Annotated in this window: 13 protein-coding genes; 10 read left to right on the top strand and 3 right to left on the bottom strand. The window is 71.5% G+C overall.

The window, feature by feature from the left end:
- The 4 genes from GTW67_RS06605 to obgE all read left to right on the top strand — a co-directional run.
- The coding region (locus GTW67_RS06605; protein ID WP_161163859.1) for a hypothetical protein at positions 1-232 on the top strand (232 nt) is incomplete at its 5' end.
- 262 nt (positions 233-494) lie between these two features.
- A complete protein-coding gene (gene rplU / locus GTW67_RS06600) occupies positions 495-815 on the top strand; it encodes a 50S ribosomal protein L21 (RefSeq protein WP_161163858.1) in 321 nt (106 codons plus the stop codon).
- 14 nt (positions 816-829) lie between these two features.
- Positions 830-1,084, top strand: coding sequence for a 50S ribosomal protein L27 (gene rpmA / locus GTW67_RS06595; RefSeq protein WP_003976205.1), 255 nt, complete (start codon positions 830-832; stop codon positions 1,082-1,084).
- A 103-nt stretch (positions 1,085-1,187) separates the two neighbouring features.
- Positions 1,188-2,624 carry a GTPase ObgE gene (obgE, locus tag GTW67_RS06590; protein ID WP_161163857.1) on the top strand — a complete coding sequence of 479 codons (1,437 nt, stop codon included), beginning with the start codon at positions 1,188-1,190 and terminating at the stop codon, positions 2,622-2,624.
- Between the two features lie 93 nt (positions 2,625-2,717).
- Here the strand turns inward: obgE and GTW67_RS06585 are convergent, their stop codons facing one another.
- From GTW67_RS06585 to GTW67_RS06575, 3 genes are read right to left on the bottom strand one after another with little or no spacing between them, the layout of a single operon-like run.
- Complete coding sequence (locus GTW67_RS06585; protein WP_161163856.1) at positions 2,718-3,863, bottom strand: glycosyltransferase family 4 protein; 1,146 nt, start codon at positions 3,861-3,863, stop codon at positions 2,718-2,720.
- The gene (locus GTW67_RS06580) at positions 3,860-6,733 is read right to left on the bottom strand and encodes a CDP-glycerol glycerophosphotransferase family protein (RefSeq protein ID WP_161163855.1); all 2,874 of its coding nucleotides are present in this window, start codon (positions 6,731-6,733) and stop codon (positions 3,860-3,862) included. The genes GTW67_RS06585 and GTW67_RS06580 overlap by 4 nt, the downstream gene beginning before the upstream one ends.
- An 18-nt stretch (positions 6,734-6,751) precedes the next feature.
- Positions 6,752-8,998 carry a bifunctional glycosyltransferase/CDP-glycerol:glycerophosphate glycerophosphotransferase gene (locus tag GTW67_RS06575; RefSeq protein ID WP_161163854.1) on the bottom strand — a complete coding sequence of 749 codons (2,247 nt, stop codon included), beginning with the start codon at positions 8,996-8,998 and terminating at the stop codon, positions 6,752-6,754.
- A 329-nt stretch (positions 8,999-9,327) separates the two neighbouring features.
- Between GTW67_RS06575 and galE the strand changes: the two genes are divergently transcribed.
- The 6 genes from galE to GTW67_RS06545 all read left to right on the top strand — a co-directional run bounded on the left by galE (position 9,328) and on the right by GTW67_RS06545 (position 15,428).
- Entirely contained in the window at positions 9,328-10,299 is a 972-nt protein-coding gene (gene galE, locus GTW67_RS06570; RefSeq protein WP_161163853.1) for a UDP-glucose 4-epimerase GalE, read from the top strand.
- Between the two features lie 172 nt (positions 10,300-10,471).
- A complete protein-coding gene (gene proB / locus GTW67_RS06565) occupies positions 10,472-11,575 on the top strand; it encodes a glutamate 5-kinase (RefSeq protein WP_161163852.1) in 1,104 nt (367 codons plus the stop codon).
- A 144-nt stretch (positions 11,576-11,719) separates the two neighbouring features.
- Positions 11,720-12,226, top strand: a complete 507-nt coding sequence (locus tag GTW67_RS06560) for a DUF8830 family protein (protein ID WP_524539751.1) — start codon at positions 11,720-11,722, stop codon at positions 12,224-12,226.
- Between the two features lie 60 nt (positions 12,227-12,286).
- Positions 12,287-13,573 (top strand): glutamate-5-semialdehyde dehydrogenase, encoded by a 1,287-nt coding sequence (locus GTW67_RS06555; protein ID WP_161163850.1) that lies wholly within the window; start codon positions 12,287-12,289, stop codon positions 13,571-13,573.
- 132 nt (positions 13,574-13,705) lie between these two features.
- Positions 13,706-14,275 carry an SCO2584 family spore wall biosynthesis protein gene (locus GTW67_RS06550; protein WP_161163849.1) on the top strand — a complete coding sequence of 190 codons (570 nt, stop codon included), beginning with the start codon at positions 13,706-13,708 and terminating at the stop codon, positions 14,273-14,275.
- Between the two features lie 85 nt (positions 14,276-14,360).
- Positions 14,361-15,428, top strand: a complete 1,068-nt coding sequence (locus GTW67_RS06545) for an SCO2583 family membrane protein (protein ID WP_161163848.1) — start codon at positions 14,361-14,363, stop codon at positions 15,426-15,428.
- Positions 15,429-15,521 lie beyond the last annotated feature (93 nt).

Below are 15,521 nucleotides of genomic sequence, written 5' to 3'. Positions count from 1 at the left end.
GAAGGCGGCGGCCCGCAAGACGGCCAAGAAGGCGACGGCGAAGAAGGCCGCCACCAAGAAGACCGCGACGGCCAAGAAGACGACGACCGCGAAGAAGGCCGCGGCCAAGAAGGCGGCGACGAAGACGACGACCGCCAAGAAGGCCACGGCCAAGAAGACGGCGTCGAAGAAGACCGCGGCGGCCGAGCAGTCGGCGCCGTCCTCGGTCACGGCCGCCACCGACGAGGGCTGACCCTGGTCGTCCCTGTCGCACGACGTGTGGCCCCGCCCCTCCGGGCGGGGCCACTCGCCCGTTCCGGGCCCGGTTTGACCCCTGTCGCGTGTCCCCGTAATCTTGACCGTCGGCGTGTCGACTGACGCGTCACATCCCCGTAAACCTCTTTCCTTCCGCATGCGGGCCCTCGCGGGCACGGCACGCCGGGAGAGGCCGTCCGTGTTGCACCGGGCGGCTGGACTGCGGGGGTGCCGTTCCCGAGCGAGAGAGTGAGATCCGCGTGTACGCCATCGTGCGCAGCGGTGGTCGCCAGCACAAGGTTGCTGTCGGCGACATCGTTGAGGTTGACAAGATTTCCACCGCCAAGGTCGGCGACACGGTCGAGCTCTCGACCCTGCTCGTGGTCGACGGCGACGCTGTGACCAGCGACCCGTGGGTGCTGGCCGGCATCAAGGTCCAGGCCGAGATCGTGGACCACCACAAGGGCCAGAAGATCGACATTCTGCGCTACAAGAACAAGACCGGCTACCGCCGTCGTCAGGGCCACCGCCAGCAGTACACGGCGATCAAGGTCACTGAGATCCCCGCGGCTGCGAAGTAAGGGACTGAGGAGAGATGGCACACAAGAAGGGCGCATCGTCCACCCGTAACGGTCGTGACTCCAACGCTCAGCGCCTCGGCGTGAAGCGCTTCGGTGGTCAGGCCGTCAACGCGGGCGAGATCCTGGTCCGCCAGCGCGGCACCCACTTCCACCCGGGTGCGGGCGTCGGCCGTGGCGGCGACGACACGCTGTTCGCGCTTCAGGCCGGTGCGGTGCAGTTCGGCACCCACCGTGGCCGCAAGGTCGTGAACATCGTTCCGGTCGCCTGATCGGAAACTTTCGCGAGGCGGACCTCACTTCCCTCCAGGGAAGCGGGTCCGCCTTTCGCGTGTTACCCAAGAGACAACCCCGTAGTAACTGGAGGCACATCCCATGACCACCTTCGTGGACCGCGTCGAGCTGCATGTCGCCGCGGGTAACGGAGGCCACGGCTGTGCCTCCGTCCACCGTGAGAAGTTCAAGCCGCTCGGCGGCCCGGACGGCGGCAACGGCGGCCGTGGCGGCGACGTGATCCTCACCGTCGACCAGTCGGTGACCACGCTCCTCGACTACCACCACTCCCCGCACCGCAAGGCCACCAACGGCAAGCCCGGTGAGGGCGGCAACCGCTCCGGCAAGGACGGCCAGGACCTCGTCCTGCCCGTGCCCGACGGCACCGTCGTCCTCGACGCCCGGGGCAACGTCCTCGCCGACCTGGTCGGCCACGGCACGTCCTACGTCGCCGCACAGGGCGGCCGCGGCGGCCTCGGCAACGCGGCGCTGGCCTCCGCCCGCCGCAAGGCCCCCGGCTTCGCGCTGCTCGGCGAGCCCGGCGACCTCCAGGACATCCACCTGGAGCTGAAGACCGTCGCCGACGTGGCGCTGGTCGGCTATCCGAGCGCCGGCAAGTCCTCGCTGATCTCCGTGCTCAGCGCCGCCAAGCCGAAGATCGCCGACTACCCCTTCACGACGCTCGTGCCGAACCTCGGCGTGGTGACGGCCGGCGAGACCGTCTACACCATCGCGGACGTCCCCGGTCTCATCCCCGGCGCCAGCCAGGGCAAGGGCCTCGGCCTGGAGTTCCTGCGGCACGTGGAGCGGTGCAGCGTGCTGGTGCACGTCCTGGACACGGCGACGCTGGAGTCCGACCGCGACCCGGTCTCCGACCTGGACATCATCGAGGCGGAGCTGCGCGAGTACGGCGGCCTGGACAACCGGCCCCGCATCGTCGTCCTCAACAAGATCGACGTGCCCGACGGCAAGGACCTCGCCGAGATGGTCCGGCCGGACCTGGAGGCGCGCGGCTACCAGGTGTTCGAGGTGTCGGCCGTGGCCCACATCGGGCTGCGGGAGCTGTCCTTCGCGCTGGCCGAGCTGGTGGCGAGGTCGCGTGCCGCCCGGCCGAAGGAGGAGGCCACGCGGATCGTCATCCGGCCCAAGGCCGTGGACGACGCGGGCTTCACCGTCACGCGCGAGGAGGACGGCCTGTTCCGGGTGCGCGGCGAGAAGCCCGAACGCTGGGTGCGTCAGACCGACTTCAACAACGACGAGGCCGTCGGCTACCTCGCCGACCGGCTCAACCGCCTCGGTGTCGAGGAGAAGTTGGTCAAGGCGGGCGCCCGCGGCGGCGACGGCGTCGCCATCGGTCCCGAGGACAACGCGGTCGTCTTCGACTGGGAGCCGTCGATGTCGGCGGGTGCCGAGATGCTCGGCCGGCGCGGCGAGGACCACCGCTTCGAGGAGCCCCGCCCGGCCGCCCAGCGCCGCCGGGACCGGGACGCCGAACGGGACGAGGCGCAGCGGGAGTTCGACGGCTTCGAGCCGTTCTGACCGACCCCGCGGTACACGGCGTGTACGACACAGGAGGCGAGAACCGGTCCGGTTCTCGCCTCCTGTGGTGTCACGGGTCCTGCGGGGGGCCGCTCAGCGCTCCAGGAACGCGAACAGCTCCTCCCACTGGTCGGTGATGGCCGACGGCGAGTAGCGCTGCACGTTGGCCCGCGCCTTCTCGCCCATCGTGTCCCGCAGCTCGGCGTCCTCCATCAGGCGGCCCAGCTGCCGTGCCAGCTCCGTGGTGTTGCCGGGCCGGGCGAGGAGTCCGTCCTCCTCGTCCTGCACGATCTGGCGGACGCCGGGCGCGCAGTCGAAGGCGGCGCAGGGCACGCCGCAGGCCATGGCCTCCAGCAGGGCCAGCGGGAAGCCCTCGCCGCGGGAGGACTGCACGAACACCGAGGCCCCGTGCAGCGCGGCCACGACGTCGTCGGTCTGGCCGGCCCACTCCACCGACCCGTCCAGGCCGAGCTCCGTGCACTGCCGCTTCAGGGCCTGCTCGTCGGGGCCCGAACCGTAGATGCGCAGCCGCCACCCGGGGTGCTTGGGCGCCGCCTCGGCCCAGGTGTCGAGCAGCATGTCGATGCCCTTCTGGTGACCGAGGCGGCCGATGCTCGCGACGACCTTCTCGGTGCGCCGGGAGGGGACCTCGGGCATCATCGGCAGCGGGTTCGGCATGAAGCCCACGTTGTTGAGGCCGCGGCCCACCCACAGGTCGGCGTCCTCCTGGGTCAGCAGGAGCAGCCGGTCGACGTCCTTGTAGAACTTCTGGACGCGCTGGAAGCGGGACGAGCCCTTGGAGTACTCGAAGGACTCGTGGCTCATGCCGATGACCGGGTGACCGGCCGTGTCGGCGACGGCCACCCACTCCATGGCCCACACCTGGGTCACGACGATCATGGCGCCCGGGCGGGCGGCCCGGAAGACGCGCGACAGCCGCTCGGTCGCCTCCCGCATGCCCGTCTCGCGGGCGGCCTCCCGGCGCCGGGCCGCGAGGTTGGCCCGGTCCCGGAGGTTGCGGGCCTGCCAGCGGCCGGGCGGGCGCTCGTCGTAGAGCGTCACGGTGGCGAAGGGCGGGTTCTCCCCGAGGTCCATCGGCACCTCGGGCGGGGCGATGCCCACGATGGTCACGCGGTGCCCGCGCTCGGCGAGGAGCTGGGCCATCAGCGCCTGCCAGCGGGCCACGCCGCCGAGTTCGTTGACCTCGTTGGCCACGAAGATGATGTCGCGCTCTGTCATCGGGCTTCTCCCTCGGGACCGAAGAAGCGGTCGACGATCCGGGCGGCGGCGTCGCCCCGGTCGTACTCACCGTACTGCGTCATGAATTCCTTGATCCGTCCCTCGCAGCCGGACGCCAGGGCGTCCAGGTCCGACAGCACCTCGAAGAGTTCCTCCGCCGTGCCCGCCAGCGGCCCGGGGGCCTGCTCGGACAGGTCGAAGTAGGTGCCGCGGCTGTTCTCCACGTAGTCGTCCCAGTCGTAGGTGAAGAACACCATCGGCCGCTGGAGCAGGGCGTAGTCGAACATCACGGAGGAGTAGTCGGTGATCAGCACGTCCGACAGGAGCATGACCGGGGTGATGTCCGGTTCCTCGCTGACGTTGATCACCCGGCCGGCGACCGACGGCGGCAGCGTGACGTTGTTGAGGTAGTGGGTGCGGATCAGCAGGGTGAACCGGTCACCGAAGCGGTCCGCGAACTCCTCGACGTCGAACGGGAACTCGAACTTGCGGACCTTGCCGTTCTGCGCCCGGAACGTCGGGGCGTACAGCACGACCGGCAGGTCCCGGCGGATGCCGAGGCGCTCGGCGAGCTCCTCCGCGGCCGGGTCGACGGCCGCCGACTCACGGGCCCGCACCAGGGCGTCGTTGCGCGGGTAGCCCGTGCGCAGCAGCTTCTCCTCGGGGATCCGGTAGGCCCGGGCGAGCGTCTTCTCGTCGTGCCGGCCGCGCACCACGAAGTGGTCGAAGCGGTCGATCGCCCGCTGGTAGGCCTGCTGCTCGTGCTCGGGCATGATCCGGTACTGCGGCTCGTCGAAGCCCATGCGCTTGAGCGCGGAGCCGTGCCAGGTCTGGATGTACGTCGTCTCGGGCCGCTTGCTGAGCTTCAGCGGGAAGCCCTGGTTGTCGATCCAGAACTCGGCTTGCGCCAGCGCCCTGAGGTAGGGCCACGACCAGCGGCGCACCAGCTCGGCGTCCTTGGGGAAACCGGTGGGGCGGCTGCCCGCGTACGACCAGATGGGCTTGATCGGCACACCGCGGCGGCGCAGCTCCTCGTAGATGGCGCGGGGGCTGTCGCTGTACTGCTTGCCGAGGTGGCTCTCGAAGACGACGGTGCCCTTGCGCACGGGCAGCAGCCGGATCATGCGCTCGAAGGTCTCGATCTTGCGGGGACCGGAGTTGAGGTCCTTGCGGACCGAGGCGACCTTGCGCACCATCTTCTTCGCCACCTGGGCGGGCGGGCTCTGCATGTTGCGCTGCACGAGGGTCGACGTGCGCTGCGCGAGCCGTCCGTGCTGGGCCAGCCGGAAGGCGAGGTGTCCGTTGGCCGAGGCGTGCGGCCGGATGCGGTCGGCCATCATGCGGCCCAGCCGCGGCCGGACGCGGATCTCCCCGGCGCCCTCCAGGTCGGTGCGGCCGACGGTGAGGCGGCTCGTGGTGAGCTCGCCGTCGACCGTGAGGTGCATGCGCACGTCCCACACGTCGTCGACGAGGCCGACGGGGCGCAGCTTGTTCGCCAGCGGCACCGTGGCCTGCCAGGTGACGGAGTCACCGTCGTGGCGCAGCGTCCCCACCGGGAAGCGGAACGACTGGAGGCTCTTGCGGCGGGCGCGGAACTCCAGCTCGCCCTCCAGGCGGGCGCCGGGAGGGATCACGCCGAGCGGGTTGACCAGGGCGCCCGCGAGGGTCACGCCGGCGGGCTGCTCGGCGTAGCGGGTCACCGCGTTGCGCAGGTTGAGACGCTGCACCGGCTTGTCGTGGTAGCCGAGGTCGGTGACGTCGAGCACGGCGCGGCCCATCGGGTCGTCGAGGTGCTCGGCACACCAGTAGACGCGGCCGTCGCTCTCCAGCAGCGGGCTGGAGACCTTGCTCTTGTTGATGAGCGTGTCGATGGCCGGCATGAGGTGTTCCCAGTCCTCCTGCAACAGCAGGTAGGCGCAGAGCCGGTGGATCGGGGTCAGCTCCGCGTAGGCCGCCTCGGGGAAGTCCTGGATGTAGCCGTTGGCCATCTCCGCGAAGCGGTGCCGGTAGTCGTCGTCCAGGAAGGGCAGGTCCCGGAGGTAGAGGACGAGGTCGTGCTTGAGGAACTTGGTGTCCTTGTGCAGCTTGAGCTCGTCGTGGCCCTGCTCGGCGAGGATGCGGTCGATCCTGCGGTGGATCTCCAGCCGGTCGGCGAAGTTGTTGATCTCGTGCCGGCGGTTGCTGATCGACTTCTCTTCGGTCTTCTCGACCACGTTCCAGTGGTAGACCGTGTTCGGGATCAGGGTGATCCGCGACGCCGCCAGGTACGCCTGGGCGGAGAAGAGCAGGTCCTCGTAGTGGATGCCGCGGGGGAACGTCAGGCCCTTCTCGACGAGGAACTCGCGCCGGTAGCACTTGTTCGTCGACAGGGTGTCGAAGACCAGGAGGTCCGGTATCTCCGCGATCGATTCGAAGGTGCGGGTCTGCCGGTAGAGCCACTGGTACCACTTGGCCGTCTTGCCGGTGCGGCTGTCGGTGTGGACGCGCAGGCACAGGCCGGACACGAGGTCGGCGCCGGTGCGCTCGGCGGCGTCCAGCATGTTGCGGCAGGCGTTGACCTCAAGGGTGTCGTCACTGTCGAGGAACATCACGTAGCGGCCGCGGGCGATGGCGATGCCCTGGTTGCGGGGCTCGCCGCAGCCGCCGCTGTTCTCGGCCAGCTGGATGGCCCGCACCCGGTCGGAGGCGGCCGCCAGCGACTGCGCGACCTCGAAGGAGCCGTCGGTGGAGTGGTCGTCGGCGACGATGACCTCGACGTTCTGAAGGGTCTGGTCGAGGACCGACTGCACCGCTGTCGGAAGACGATCCGCGTCGTTGTAGACGATGACGACGACGCTGATGTCGGGCGTTCTGTCGTGACGCTGGGACACAGCAGCAGCTACCTCTGGTTAAAGAACGGATATCGGGTCGGACGCGGCGACGTCCGGGCCGGGTGGCGGAGCAGGAACCCGCTCGTCCAGCGGCACGATCGGGGGCAGGTCCGCGAGCGGCTCACCGAGGAAGACGTGCCGGACGACGCGTTCGGCTGCGTGCCCGTCGTCGAAGTCACAGAACCGTTGCCGGAAACGGGCCCGGGCCGCGGTGGCGCGGTCGTCGCGCCACCCCTCGGAGCAGAGCAGGTCGGTCAGTTCCTCCTGCGTCGTGGCGACGGCGCCCGGAGGCTGCCGCAGCACGTCGAAGTAGGTACCGCGGACCACGGAGTAGGTGTCCCAGTCGTCGGCGAAGACGACGATGGGACGGTCCAGGTTGGCGTAGTCGAACATGGCGGACGAGTAGTCGGTGATCAGGGCGTCGGAGGCGAGGTACAGCCGCTCCACCGACGGGTACTCGGACACATCGACGATCCGCCCGGCTGACTGGAGCTCGGCGAGCCGGGAGGTGCCGCCGTAGAAGTAGTGGCCCCGCACCAGCAGCGTGACGTCCGGCCCCAGCCGTTCGGCGAGCCGCTCCAGGTCCAGCCGGGGCACGAACCCGCTCTGGTACTCGCGGTGCGTGGGCGTGTAGAGGAACGCCGTGGTGCCCGGGCGCAGCCCCAGGTCCTCGCGGGCCGCGCGCACCTCCTCGGCACCGGCGGTCAGCAGGACGTCGTTGCGCGGGTAGCCGGTCTCCAGCGTGGTGTACGAGCTGGGGTAGACCCGCTCCCACACGCTGGTCGAGAACCGGTTGGAGCTGATGCTGAAGTCCCAGCGGTCGCAGCGCCGCAGGAGCTTGGCGAAGTCCATCCTGGTGGACGCCGGGTACTTCTGCTGGTCCAGGCCCATGGTCTTGAGCGGGGTGCCGTGGTGGGTCTGCACATGGATCTGGCCCTCCCGCTTCACCACCGTGTCGCCGAAGTTCACGTTGTTGACGAGGTACTTGGCGCGCGCCACGGCCGCCCAGTACGCCCGTGAGCCCACGCGGACGTACTCCACGCCCTCGGGCACCTGCTTCACCGCCTCCGGCCGCACGGCCCACACCCGGCGTATGTGGGGGGCCAGACGGCCCAGTTCGGCGTCGATGGCGGCGGGATTGCAGGAGACGCTGCGGCTCCAGTAGGCGGAGAAGACCGCGAGGTTCTCGTCCAGCGGCAGCCGCAGCTGCGACCGGTAGTAGACGTCCATCGCGCCGCGCTTGGACCGGCCGAGCGTGCGGCGCGTGCGGCTGCGGACGCTCTGCCGCACCCGCAGCGCGGTCAGCGCGCTCGCCATGACCGGGTACGTGTCGCGCTGGAGCAGCGTGTACTTGTGCCGGCGGCGGCCGGCCGGCGGCTCGAAGCCCTCGGGCAGGCGGGCGCGGTAGTCGGCGGCGGCCTGGTGGAAGAACTCGGCGCGGGCGTCGCGCGGCAGCCGGCCCGGGCGCTCCAGGACGGTGAGGTAGTGGTCCGTCATCTTGCGGAACAACGGGCCGCGCCACCGGTCGAGTTCGGGGTGCTCGTCGAGGAAGGCGAAGACGCGCCGGTACTGGTCGAAGACGTCGAAGTGCTTGCGGCTGACCGTCTTGAGGATGTTGCCGCCCTCGCGGCGCTGCCGGTAGAAGACGCAGACCCGGTCCAGCACGGCGATCCGCTCGGCGCTGATCATCGAGCAGAACGTCCAGGGGGCGTCCTCGTAGTACCCGGGCGGGAAGGTGAGCCCGGCCCGGGTGACGAAGTCGCGGCGGTACGCCTTGTTCCAGACGATCTGCAGCAGGTCGAGCAGGTGGGGCCGGTCGGCGAGGGGGAAGGCGTCGGGGCCGTCGTGCGTGAGGAGGTCCGCCCGCGCGTTGCGGCGGACGCTGCCGTCCCAGTAGGTGCGGGCGTAGTCGTAGACGAGGATCTCGGGATTCCCGGTGGCCTCAAGACGGTCCGCGATGGCTTTGAGCGCCCCGTCGGACAGCGTGTCGTCGCTGTCCAGGAAGAGCACGTATTCACCACGGGCCTTTTCCAGTCCCGCGTTGCGCGCACGTCCCAGGCCGACATTCTCCGTGAGATGAATCACATGAATTCGCTCGTCCCGCTGTGCGTATTCATCGAGAATGGCGCCCGATCCGTCCGGCGAGCAGTCGTCGACCGCGACGATCTCGAAGTCCGTGTAGTCCTGGCCCAACACGGAGTCCAGGCACTCGGGGAGGTACCCCCGCACCTTGTACACGGGAACGACGAGAGAGAGCTTGGGCATCCTTACAACCTGTTCCGAGACTGGACCACGGGAGCGCGGGCTGGGGCCGGAGCGCACTCCGAGCGTCGGTGGGCCCGAGCGCGCCGCCGCATCAGCGTAAAGGATTCACATGAAGTTTCCGTGGGCACGGTGGTCGGCCGACGTGGGCCGCGCACCGCACGGAATGCGGGCGGCGGCGGGGTGGTCCGGCCGGTCGGCATCAGGTTTGGACTTCCTCACGTTCGATTTGTATGCACCCTTTCCTGGCTTGTGTCCTTTGTGCCCGACTCGATTTTCCGTTGCGCACGGACGAGTCTGCATCTCGAGACGTACATCAGGGAGGCAAGAGGATGAGCTGGCTGGTCACGGGCGGAGCCGGATACATCGGTGCGCATGTGGTGCGCGCCCTGGTCGACGGCGGGGAGAGCGTGGTCGTGTACGACGACCTCTCCACCGGATGCGCCGACCGGGTGCCCGCGGGTGTGCCGCTGGTGGTCGGCAGCGTGCTGGACGGTCCCCTGCTGGAGTCCGCGATTCGTGACCATGCTGTGACAGGCGTGGTGCACATCGCGGCCAAGAAGCAGGTGGGGGAGTCGGTGGAGCAGCCGCTCCGCTACTACCGGGAGAACGTCACGGGCCCGGAGACCCTGCTGGAGGCCATGACGGCATGCGGCGCCGACCGCCTCGTCTTCTCCTCGTCCGCCGCGGTCTACGGCATGCCGGACGTGGACCTCGTCACGGAGGACACCCCCTGCCTGCCGATGAGCCCCTACGGCGAGACCAAGCTGGTCGGCGAGTGGCTGATCAACGCCGCCGCCCGGGCCCACGGCATCCGCGCCGCCTCCCTGCGCTACTTCAACGTGGCCGGCGCGGCCGCTCCCGAGCTGGCCGACACCGGCGTCTTCAACCTCATCCCCATGGTCTTCGAGCGCCTGGAGGCCGGCGAGGCCCCGCGCGTCTTCGGTGACGACTACGCCACGCCCGACGGCACCTGCGTCCGGGACTACATCCACGTCCAGGACATCGCCTCCGCGCACCTCGCGGCGGCCCGGCGCCTGACGGACGCCCCCGAGGGCACGGCGCTCACCCTCAACATCGGGCGCGGCGAGGGCAGCTCGGTCCGGGAGATGGTGGACCGCATCCTCAAGGTGGCCGGCAAGGAGGACGTCGCCCCGCAGGTGACGGAGCGCAGGCCCGGCGACCCGGCCCGCGTGGTGGCCTCCGCCGACCGCGCCCGCGAGGAACTGGGCTGGACCGCCCGCCACGGCCTGGACGACATGATCGACTCGGCCTGGCAGGGCTGGCGCCACCGCAACCGCTGAGCCCACCCGCGGCGCGGTGCGCGAGGCCGTACCGGTGGAGGGGCGGGCCCTGTCCGCAGCCTGGACCGGGGCGCCGGGGGCGATCCGCTTCGCGTAGATTGCCTGCGGGCGTCCGGAGTGGCGCCGTAGAGGCGAGAGGGCAGACGGCACAGTGGCAGGGGCAAGGCAAGCCGTGGGCGAGGCCCGCAGGATCGTCGTCAAGGTCGGTTCCTCGTCGCTGACCACCGCGGCCGGCGGACTGGACGCCGACCGCGTCGACGCGCTCGTCGACGTCCTCGCCAAGGTGCGCGGCGCCGACAAGGAGGTCGTCCTCGTCTCCTCCGGTGCCATCGCCGCCGGCCTCGCCCCGCTGGGCCTGCGCCGCCGCCCGAGGGACCTGGCCCGGCAGCAGGCCGCCGCCAGCGTCGGCCAGGGCCTGCTGGTCGCCCGCTACACCGCCTCCTTCGCCCGCTACGGCGTCCGCGTCGGCCAGGTCCTGCTGACGACCGACGACATGAGCCGCCGCTCCCAGCACCGCAACGCCTCCCGCACCCTCGACAAGCTCCTCGCGATGGGCGCGTTCCCGATCGTCAACGAGAACGACACCGTCGCCACCGACGAGATCCGCTTCGGCGACAACGACCGGCTCGCCGCCCTCGTCGCCCACCTCGTCCGCGCCGACCTGCTCGTGCTGCTCTCCGACGTCGACGGCGTCTACGACGGCGACCCGAGCAGGCCCGGCACCTCGCGGATAGCGGAGGTACGGGGCCCGGCCGACCTCGCGCACGTCGAGATCGGCAGCACCGGCAAGGCCGGGGTCGGCACCGGCGGCATGGTCACCAAGGTCGAGGCGGCCCGCATCGCCGCCGCCGCCGGCGTCCCCGTGGTGCTGACCAGCGCCGTCCACGCCGCCGACGCCCTGGCCGGCGGCGACACCGGCACCTACTTCCACGCCACCGGCAAGCGCTCCACCGACCGCCTGCTCTGGCTCCAGCACGCCTCCGCCCCGCGCGGCGCCCTCGTGCTCGACGACGGAGCGGTCCGCGCGGTCGTGCAGGGCCGCAAGTCGCTGCTGCCGGCCGGCATCGCCGGCGTCGAGGGCGAGTTCGCCGCGGGCGACCCCGTCGAGCTGCGCGACGGCGAGGGGCACGCGGTGGCCCGGGGCCTCGTCGGCTTCGACGCCAAGGAGATCCCCCGGCTCATCGGCCGCTCCACCCGGGAACTGGCGCGCGAGCTCGGACCGGCGTACGAACGCGAGGTCGTACACAGGGACGATCTGGTGATCCTGCACCCGTAATGGGTCGAAACGTCCCCGAATCGGCGGTGGACGTTCCGCAAAAGCGCCACAGGATCTCGTGCGGCCTGCTCAACTTTCCTCAGGGACAAGCCCGGCCGACCACCGGGCCCAGCCGTGTGCGTGAAGGAGGCCGTCGTGAGCGGAGTGCGCCCTGGGACGCCGGCGTCCCGCGGTGGTACCGGCTCCCGGGGCGGTACCGGACCGCGCGGCGCCACCGGGGCCCGCGGCGGCGCCCGGGCGGCCGGCGAGGAGCGCGCCCTGACGAGCGTCGCGGCCGGCGACCGCTTCCGGGCCGAGGAACCGGCGCACACCCCCCGCCTGTGGCACGTCACCCTCAGCGTCTCCGGCGCCCGCGCCCCGCTCCCCGAGGTGCGCCGCGCCCTGGAGCAGCTCGCCCACGACCACCCCTTCCTGCTGACCAGCCGCTACGCCGAGGATCACGCCGAGATCCGGTACTGGGAGGAGGCCCGCGACCTGCACGACGCCGCGGCCGTCGCCCTGCGCCTGTGGGGCGAGCACCGGCAGACCGCGGGACTGCCGCCCTGGGAGATCGTCGGCCTGGAGGTCATCGACCGGTCGACCTACCACCAGCGCATCGCCGCGGGGTACGGACCCGCCCCGGCGACCCCCGTCGGCGTTCACCCGTTTTGACCCATCTCGCGGTGTGGGACGGCCGGTGAACGCCCCCGTCCGGCCTACTACGCTTCCCCCATGACCACGCTCTCGCCGTACGACTCGATGTCCCCGGTCACCCGGGCCGCCTACCGGGCCAAGGCCGCCGCGGCCGACCTCGCGCCGCTGCCGCGGGCCGCGAAGGACGACGCGCTGCTCGCGGTCGCGGACGCGCTGGAGGTCCGTACGAGCGAGATCGTGGAGGCCAACGCCCAGGACGTGGCCAAGGCCCGCGCCGCCGGGACCAGCGAGGCCATCATCGACCGGCTCACCCTGACCCCGGAGCGGGTCCGCGCCATCGCCTCCGACGTCCGCGACGTCGTCGCGCTGCCCGACCCGGTCGGCGAGGTCGTCCGCGGCTCCACCCTCCCCAACGGCATCGACCTGCGCCAGGTCCGCGTGCCGCTCGGCGTGGTCGGCATCATCTACGAGGGCCGGCCCAACGTCACCGTCGACGCCGCCGCCCTGTGCCTCAAGTCCGGCAACGCCGTCCTGCTGCGCGGCTCCTCCTCCGCCTACCAGTCGAACACCGCCCTCGTCCGGGTCGTCCGCGACGCCGTCGGCGGGGCCGGCCTGCCCGCCGACGCCGTGCAGCTCGTGCCCGGCGAGAGCCGCGACAGCGTGCGCGAGCTGATGCGGGCCCGCGGCCTGGTCGACGTGCTCATCCCGCGCGGCGGCGCCTCCCTGATCAACACGGTCGTCCAGGAGTCCACCGTCCCCGTCATCGAGACCGGCACCGGCAACTGCCACGTCTACGTCGACGCGCAGGCCGACCTCGACATGGCCGTCGACATCCTGATCAACTCCAAGGCCCAGCGCGTCAGCGTCTGCAACGCCGCCGAGACCCTCCTCGTCCACCAGGACATCGCCGCCGCGTTCCTGCCCCGCGCCCTGGACGCCCTCGCCGAGGCCGGCGTCACCGTGCACGCCGACGAGCGGGTCATGGCGCACGCCGAGGACACCAAGGCGACCGTCGTGGAGGCCACGCCGGAGGACTGGGAGACCGAGTACCTGTCCCACGACATCGCCGCGGCGGTCGTGGACTCCCTCGACAAGGCCGTCGAGCACATCCGCCTGTGGACCTCCGGCCACACCGAGGCCATCGTGACGACCTCGCAGCAGGCCGCCCGCCGCTTCACCCAGCTGGTCGACTCCACCACCGTCGCCGTGAACACCTCCACCCGGTTCACCGACGGCGGCCAGTTCGGCTTCGGCGCCGAGATCGGGATCTCCACCCAGAAGCTGCACGCCCGGGGCCCGATGGGCCTGCCGGAGCTGACCAGCACCAAGTACATCGTCACCGGTGACGGACACGTACGGCGCTGAGGCGCACGCCCGGGGCATATGTGGGCGGCACGCGCCCCAACGGGCGCCACTGATCCGAACGGGGCATCTCACCCACCGGATGAATTTCCCCGCCGTCTGCCCAAATCGACCCCCCAGGTCTACTCTGGATCCGTGCCGGAGGACGTGGGGGGTCGGCCGTTCCCTGACGGCTGGGAGCCCGACGACGAACACGACCACGGGGTGTCGGACGAAGAGTTCGCCTCCGTGGTCTTCGACGAGGCCTTCGTGCAGGCGGCCGCGGTGCACGAGCCGACCGCCGTCGAGCGCCTCCTGGCAGCCGCCGAGGCCAGAGCCGAGGCCACCGAGGCCGAGGCGGCCCGCCGCGGCCGCTCCCGAGCCGAGCGCTACGACGACGGGTACGGCGATTTCGGCCATGATCCCGACCTGGACGACCCGGACGACGACCGCGACCCCCTCGACCGCCCGTACGGCGCACCGCCGGCCTACGGCAAGCAGGTCCGCTGGCACCGGCCCGTCGCCTGGATGCTCGCCCTGGTGATGGGCGTCGGCATGGTCGCGCTGGCCTTCGCGGCGGTCTACCGGGGCGCATCCTCGGGCAGCAGCCCCGAGCAGGTGCCGCCGCCCGCCTCGACGAGGCCGGAGCAGGGCGGCAGGGTGACCCCCTCGGCCTCCGCCGACTACTCCGGGCCACCGGTCCCGGTGCTCCCGAGCAGCCCCTGACCTGCCGGTCCCGCGGCGCGAACCTGTCCCAACTTGACCTGCGCCACCGCGTTTACGCGACTCGTCCCAGACCTACCCTGAAGGTATGGCAGGGCTTGGCGACCCGCCCGGAGGGACGCCCGAGGGCGTTCCCGGAGGCGGAGAGGACGAGTACCGATCCGTCGTCTTCGACGAGTCGTTCGTCCGCGCTGCCCGCCTCCAGGAGTTCTCCGCGCAGGAACGCATCACCGACCACGCCCCCGCCGTACGCCGCCGCCCGCCGCTGCGCCGGGGCCTGTCCCGGCAGGTGCTGATCCTCTTCGTGCTGATCACCGTCGCCTTCGGCACCGCGGTCTACATGGGTGTACGGCACCCGTACCAGAGCCCCGCCGCACGGCAGGCCGCCGAGCAGGTGCGGATGACCGTCGTCCCGCTCGCCCCCCGGGGCAAGGTCCCCGGCGCGGGCGACCCCGCGTACCTGTACGCGCACAGCCCCGCCGCGTCCTTCGCGGCCGGCGCCGAGGGCGTGCCGCTGCCGGGTGCCCGGCGCACTGCGCACTTCTCGGACGACCAGGTGATGAACGCGCTGACCACCGCCAAGAACTACATCGTCCGCTCGGCCCTCGACCCGCAGGTGCTCGGCGGCGGCGACGTCCGCTCGGTGCGGGTGCTGCTCGACCCGGACCAGCTCGGCCAGTTCGACGAGAGTTTCGCCCACCCCGCGGCCGACGGGCGGCACGCGCCCACCGGGTGGCTGGTGCGCTTCGACCCCTCCCGGGCCGAGCTGGCGGGCGACGAGATCAGGGCGCGGGGCAGCCTCACGGTGGTGGAGAGCGACGCCTCCACCCTGGAGGTCACCGCCGACCACACCTTCGTCTACGCGCTGCGGCCCGCCGGGGACGCGCGGGCCGAGGTGTCGCTGTTCACCGTCCGGCGCGAGCTGCACTTCCGCTTCGACCGGGACGACCTGCGCCTGCACCAGACGCAGCTCGTGGCCTCCTCCGTGCAGGCGGGGCCGCTGTCCTGCGCCGAGGACTCGGCGAACCACCTGCGCCCGCTGCTCGCCGGGGAGAGCGCCAAGGCGGGCGGCCCCGCGGTCACCGACCCCTACACCACCGGCAGCGCGGCGCCGGTGTGCGGCACGCTGGCGGCGGGCGCCCAGCCGGCGGTGTGAGCGGCTCGCTCAGTCGCCGTCGCGCGGCGGTCGGTCGTCCGGCGTCTCCGGGCCGCCCGGCCCCGCGCCGCCGCCCGCACCGTCTGCGCCGCC

Source organism: Streptomyces sp. SID5910, assembly GCF_009862125.1.
Classification (GTDB): Bacteria; Actinomycetota; Actinomycetes; order Streptomycetales; family Streptomycetaceae; genus Streptomyces.
The sequence above is the reverse complement of the archived record's forward strand: the minus strand, read 5'-3'. Positions and strand labels throughout refer to the sequence as shown.

Excerpts from the sequence above, each read along its gene's own strand:
- rpmA (WP_003976205.1), top strand. The coding sequence starts at position 830 with ATGGCACACAAGAAGGGCGCATCGTCCACCCGTAACGGTCGTGACTCC.
- obgE (WP_161163857.1), top strand. The coding sequence starts at position 1,188 with ATGACCACCTTCGTGGACCGCGTCGAGCTGCATGTCGCCGCGGGTAAC.
- GTW67_RS06585 (WP_161163856.1), bottom strand. The coding sequence starts at position 3,863 with ATGACAGAGCGCGACATCATCTTCGTGGCCAACGAGGTCAACGAACTC.
- GTW67_RS06575 (WP_161163854.1), bottom strand. The coding sequence starts at position 8,998 with ATGCCCAAGCTCTCTCTCGTCGTTCCCGTGTACAAGGTGCGGGGGTAC.
- galE (WP_161163853.1), top strand. The coding sequence starts at position 9,328 with ATGAGCTGGCTGGTCACGGGCGGAGCCGGATACATCGGTGCGCATGTG.
- GTW67_RS06555 (WP_161163850.1), top strand. The coding sequence starts at position 12,287 with ATGACCACGCTCTCGCCGTACGACTCGATGTCCCCGGTCACCCGGGCC.
- GTW67_RS06545 (WP_161163848.1), top strand. The coding sequence starts at position 14,361 with ATGGCAGGGCTTGGCGACCCGCCCGGAGGGACGCCCGAGGGCGTTCCC.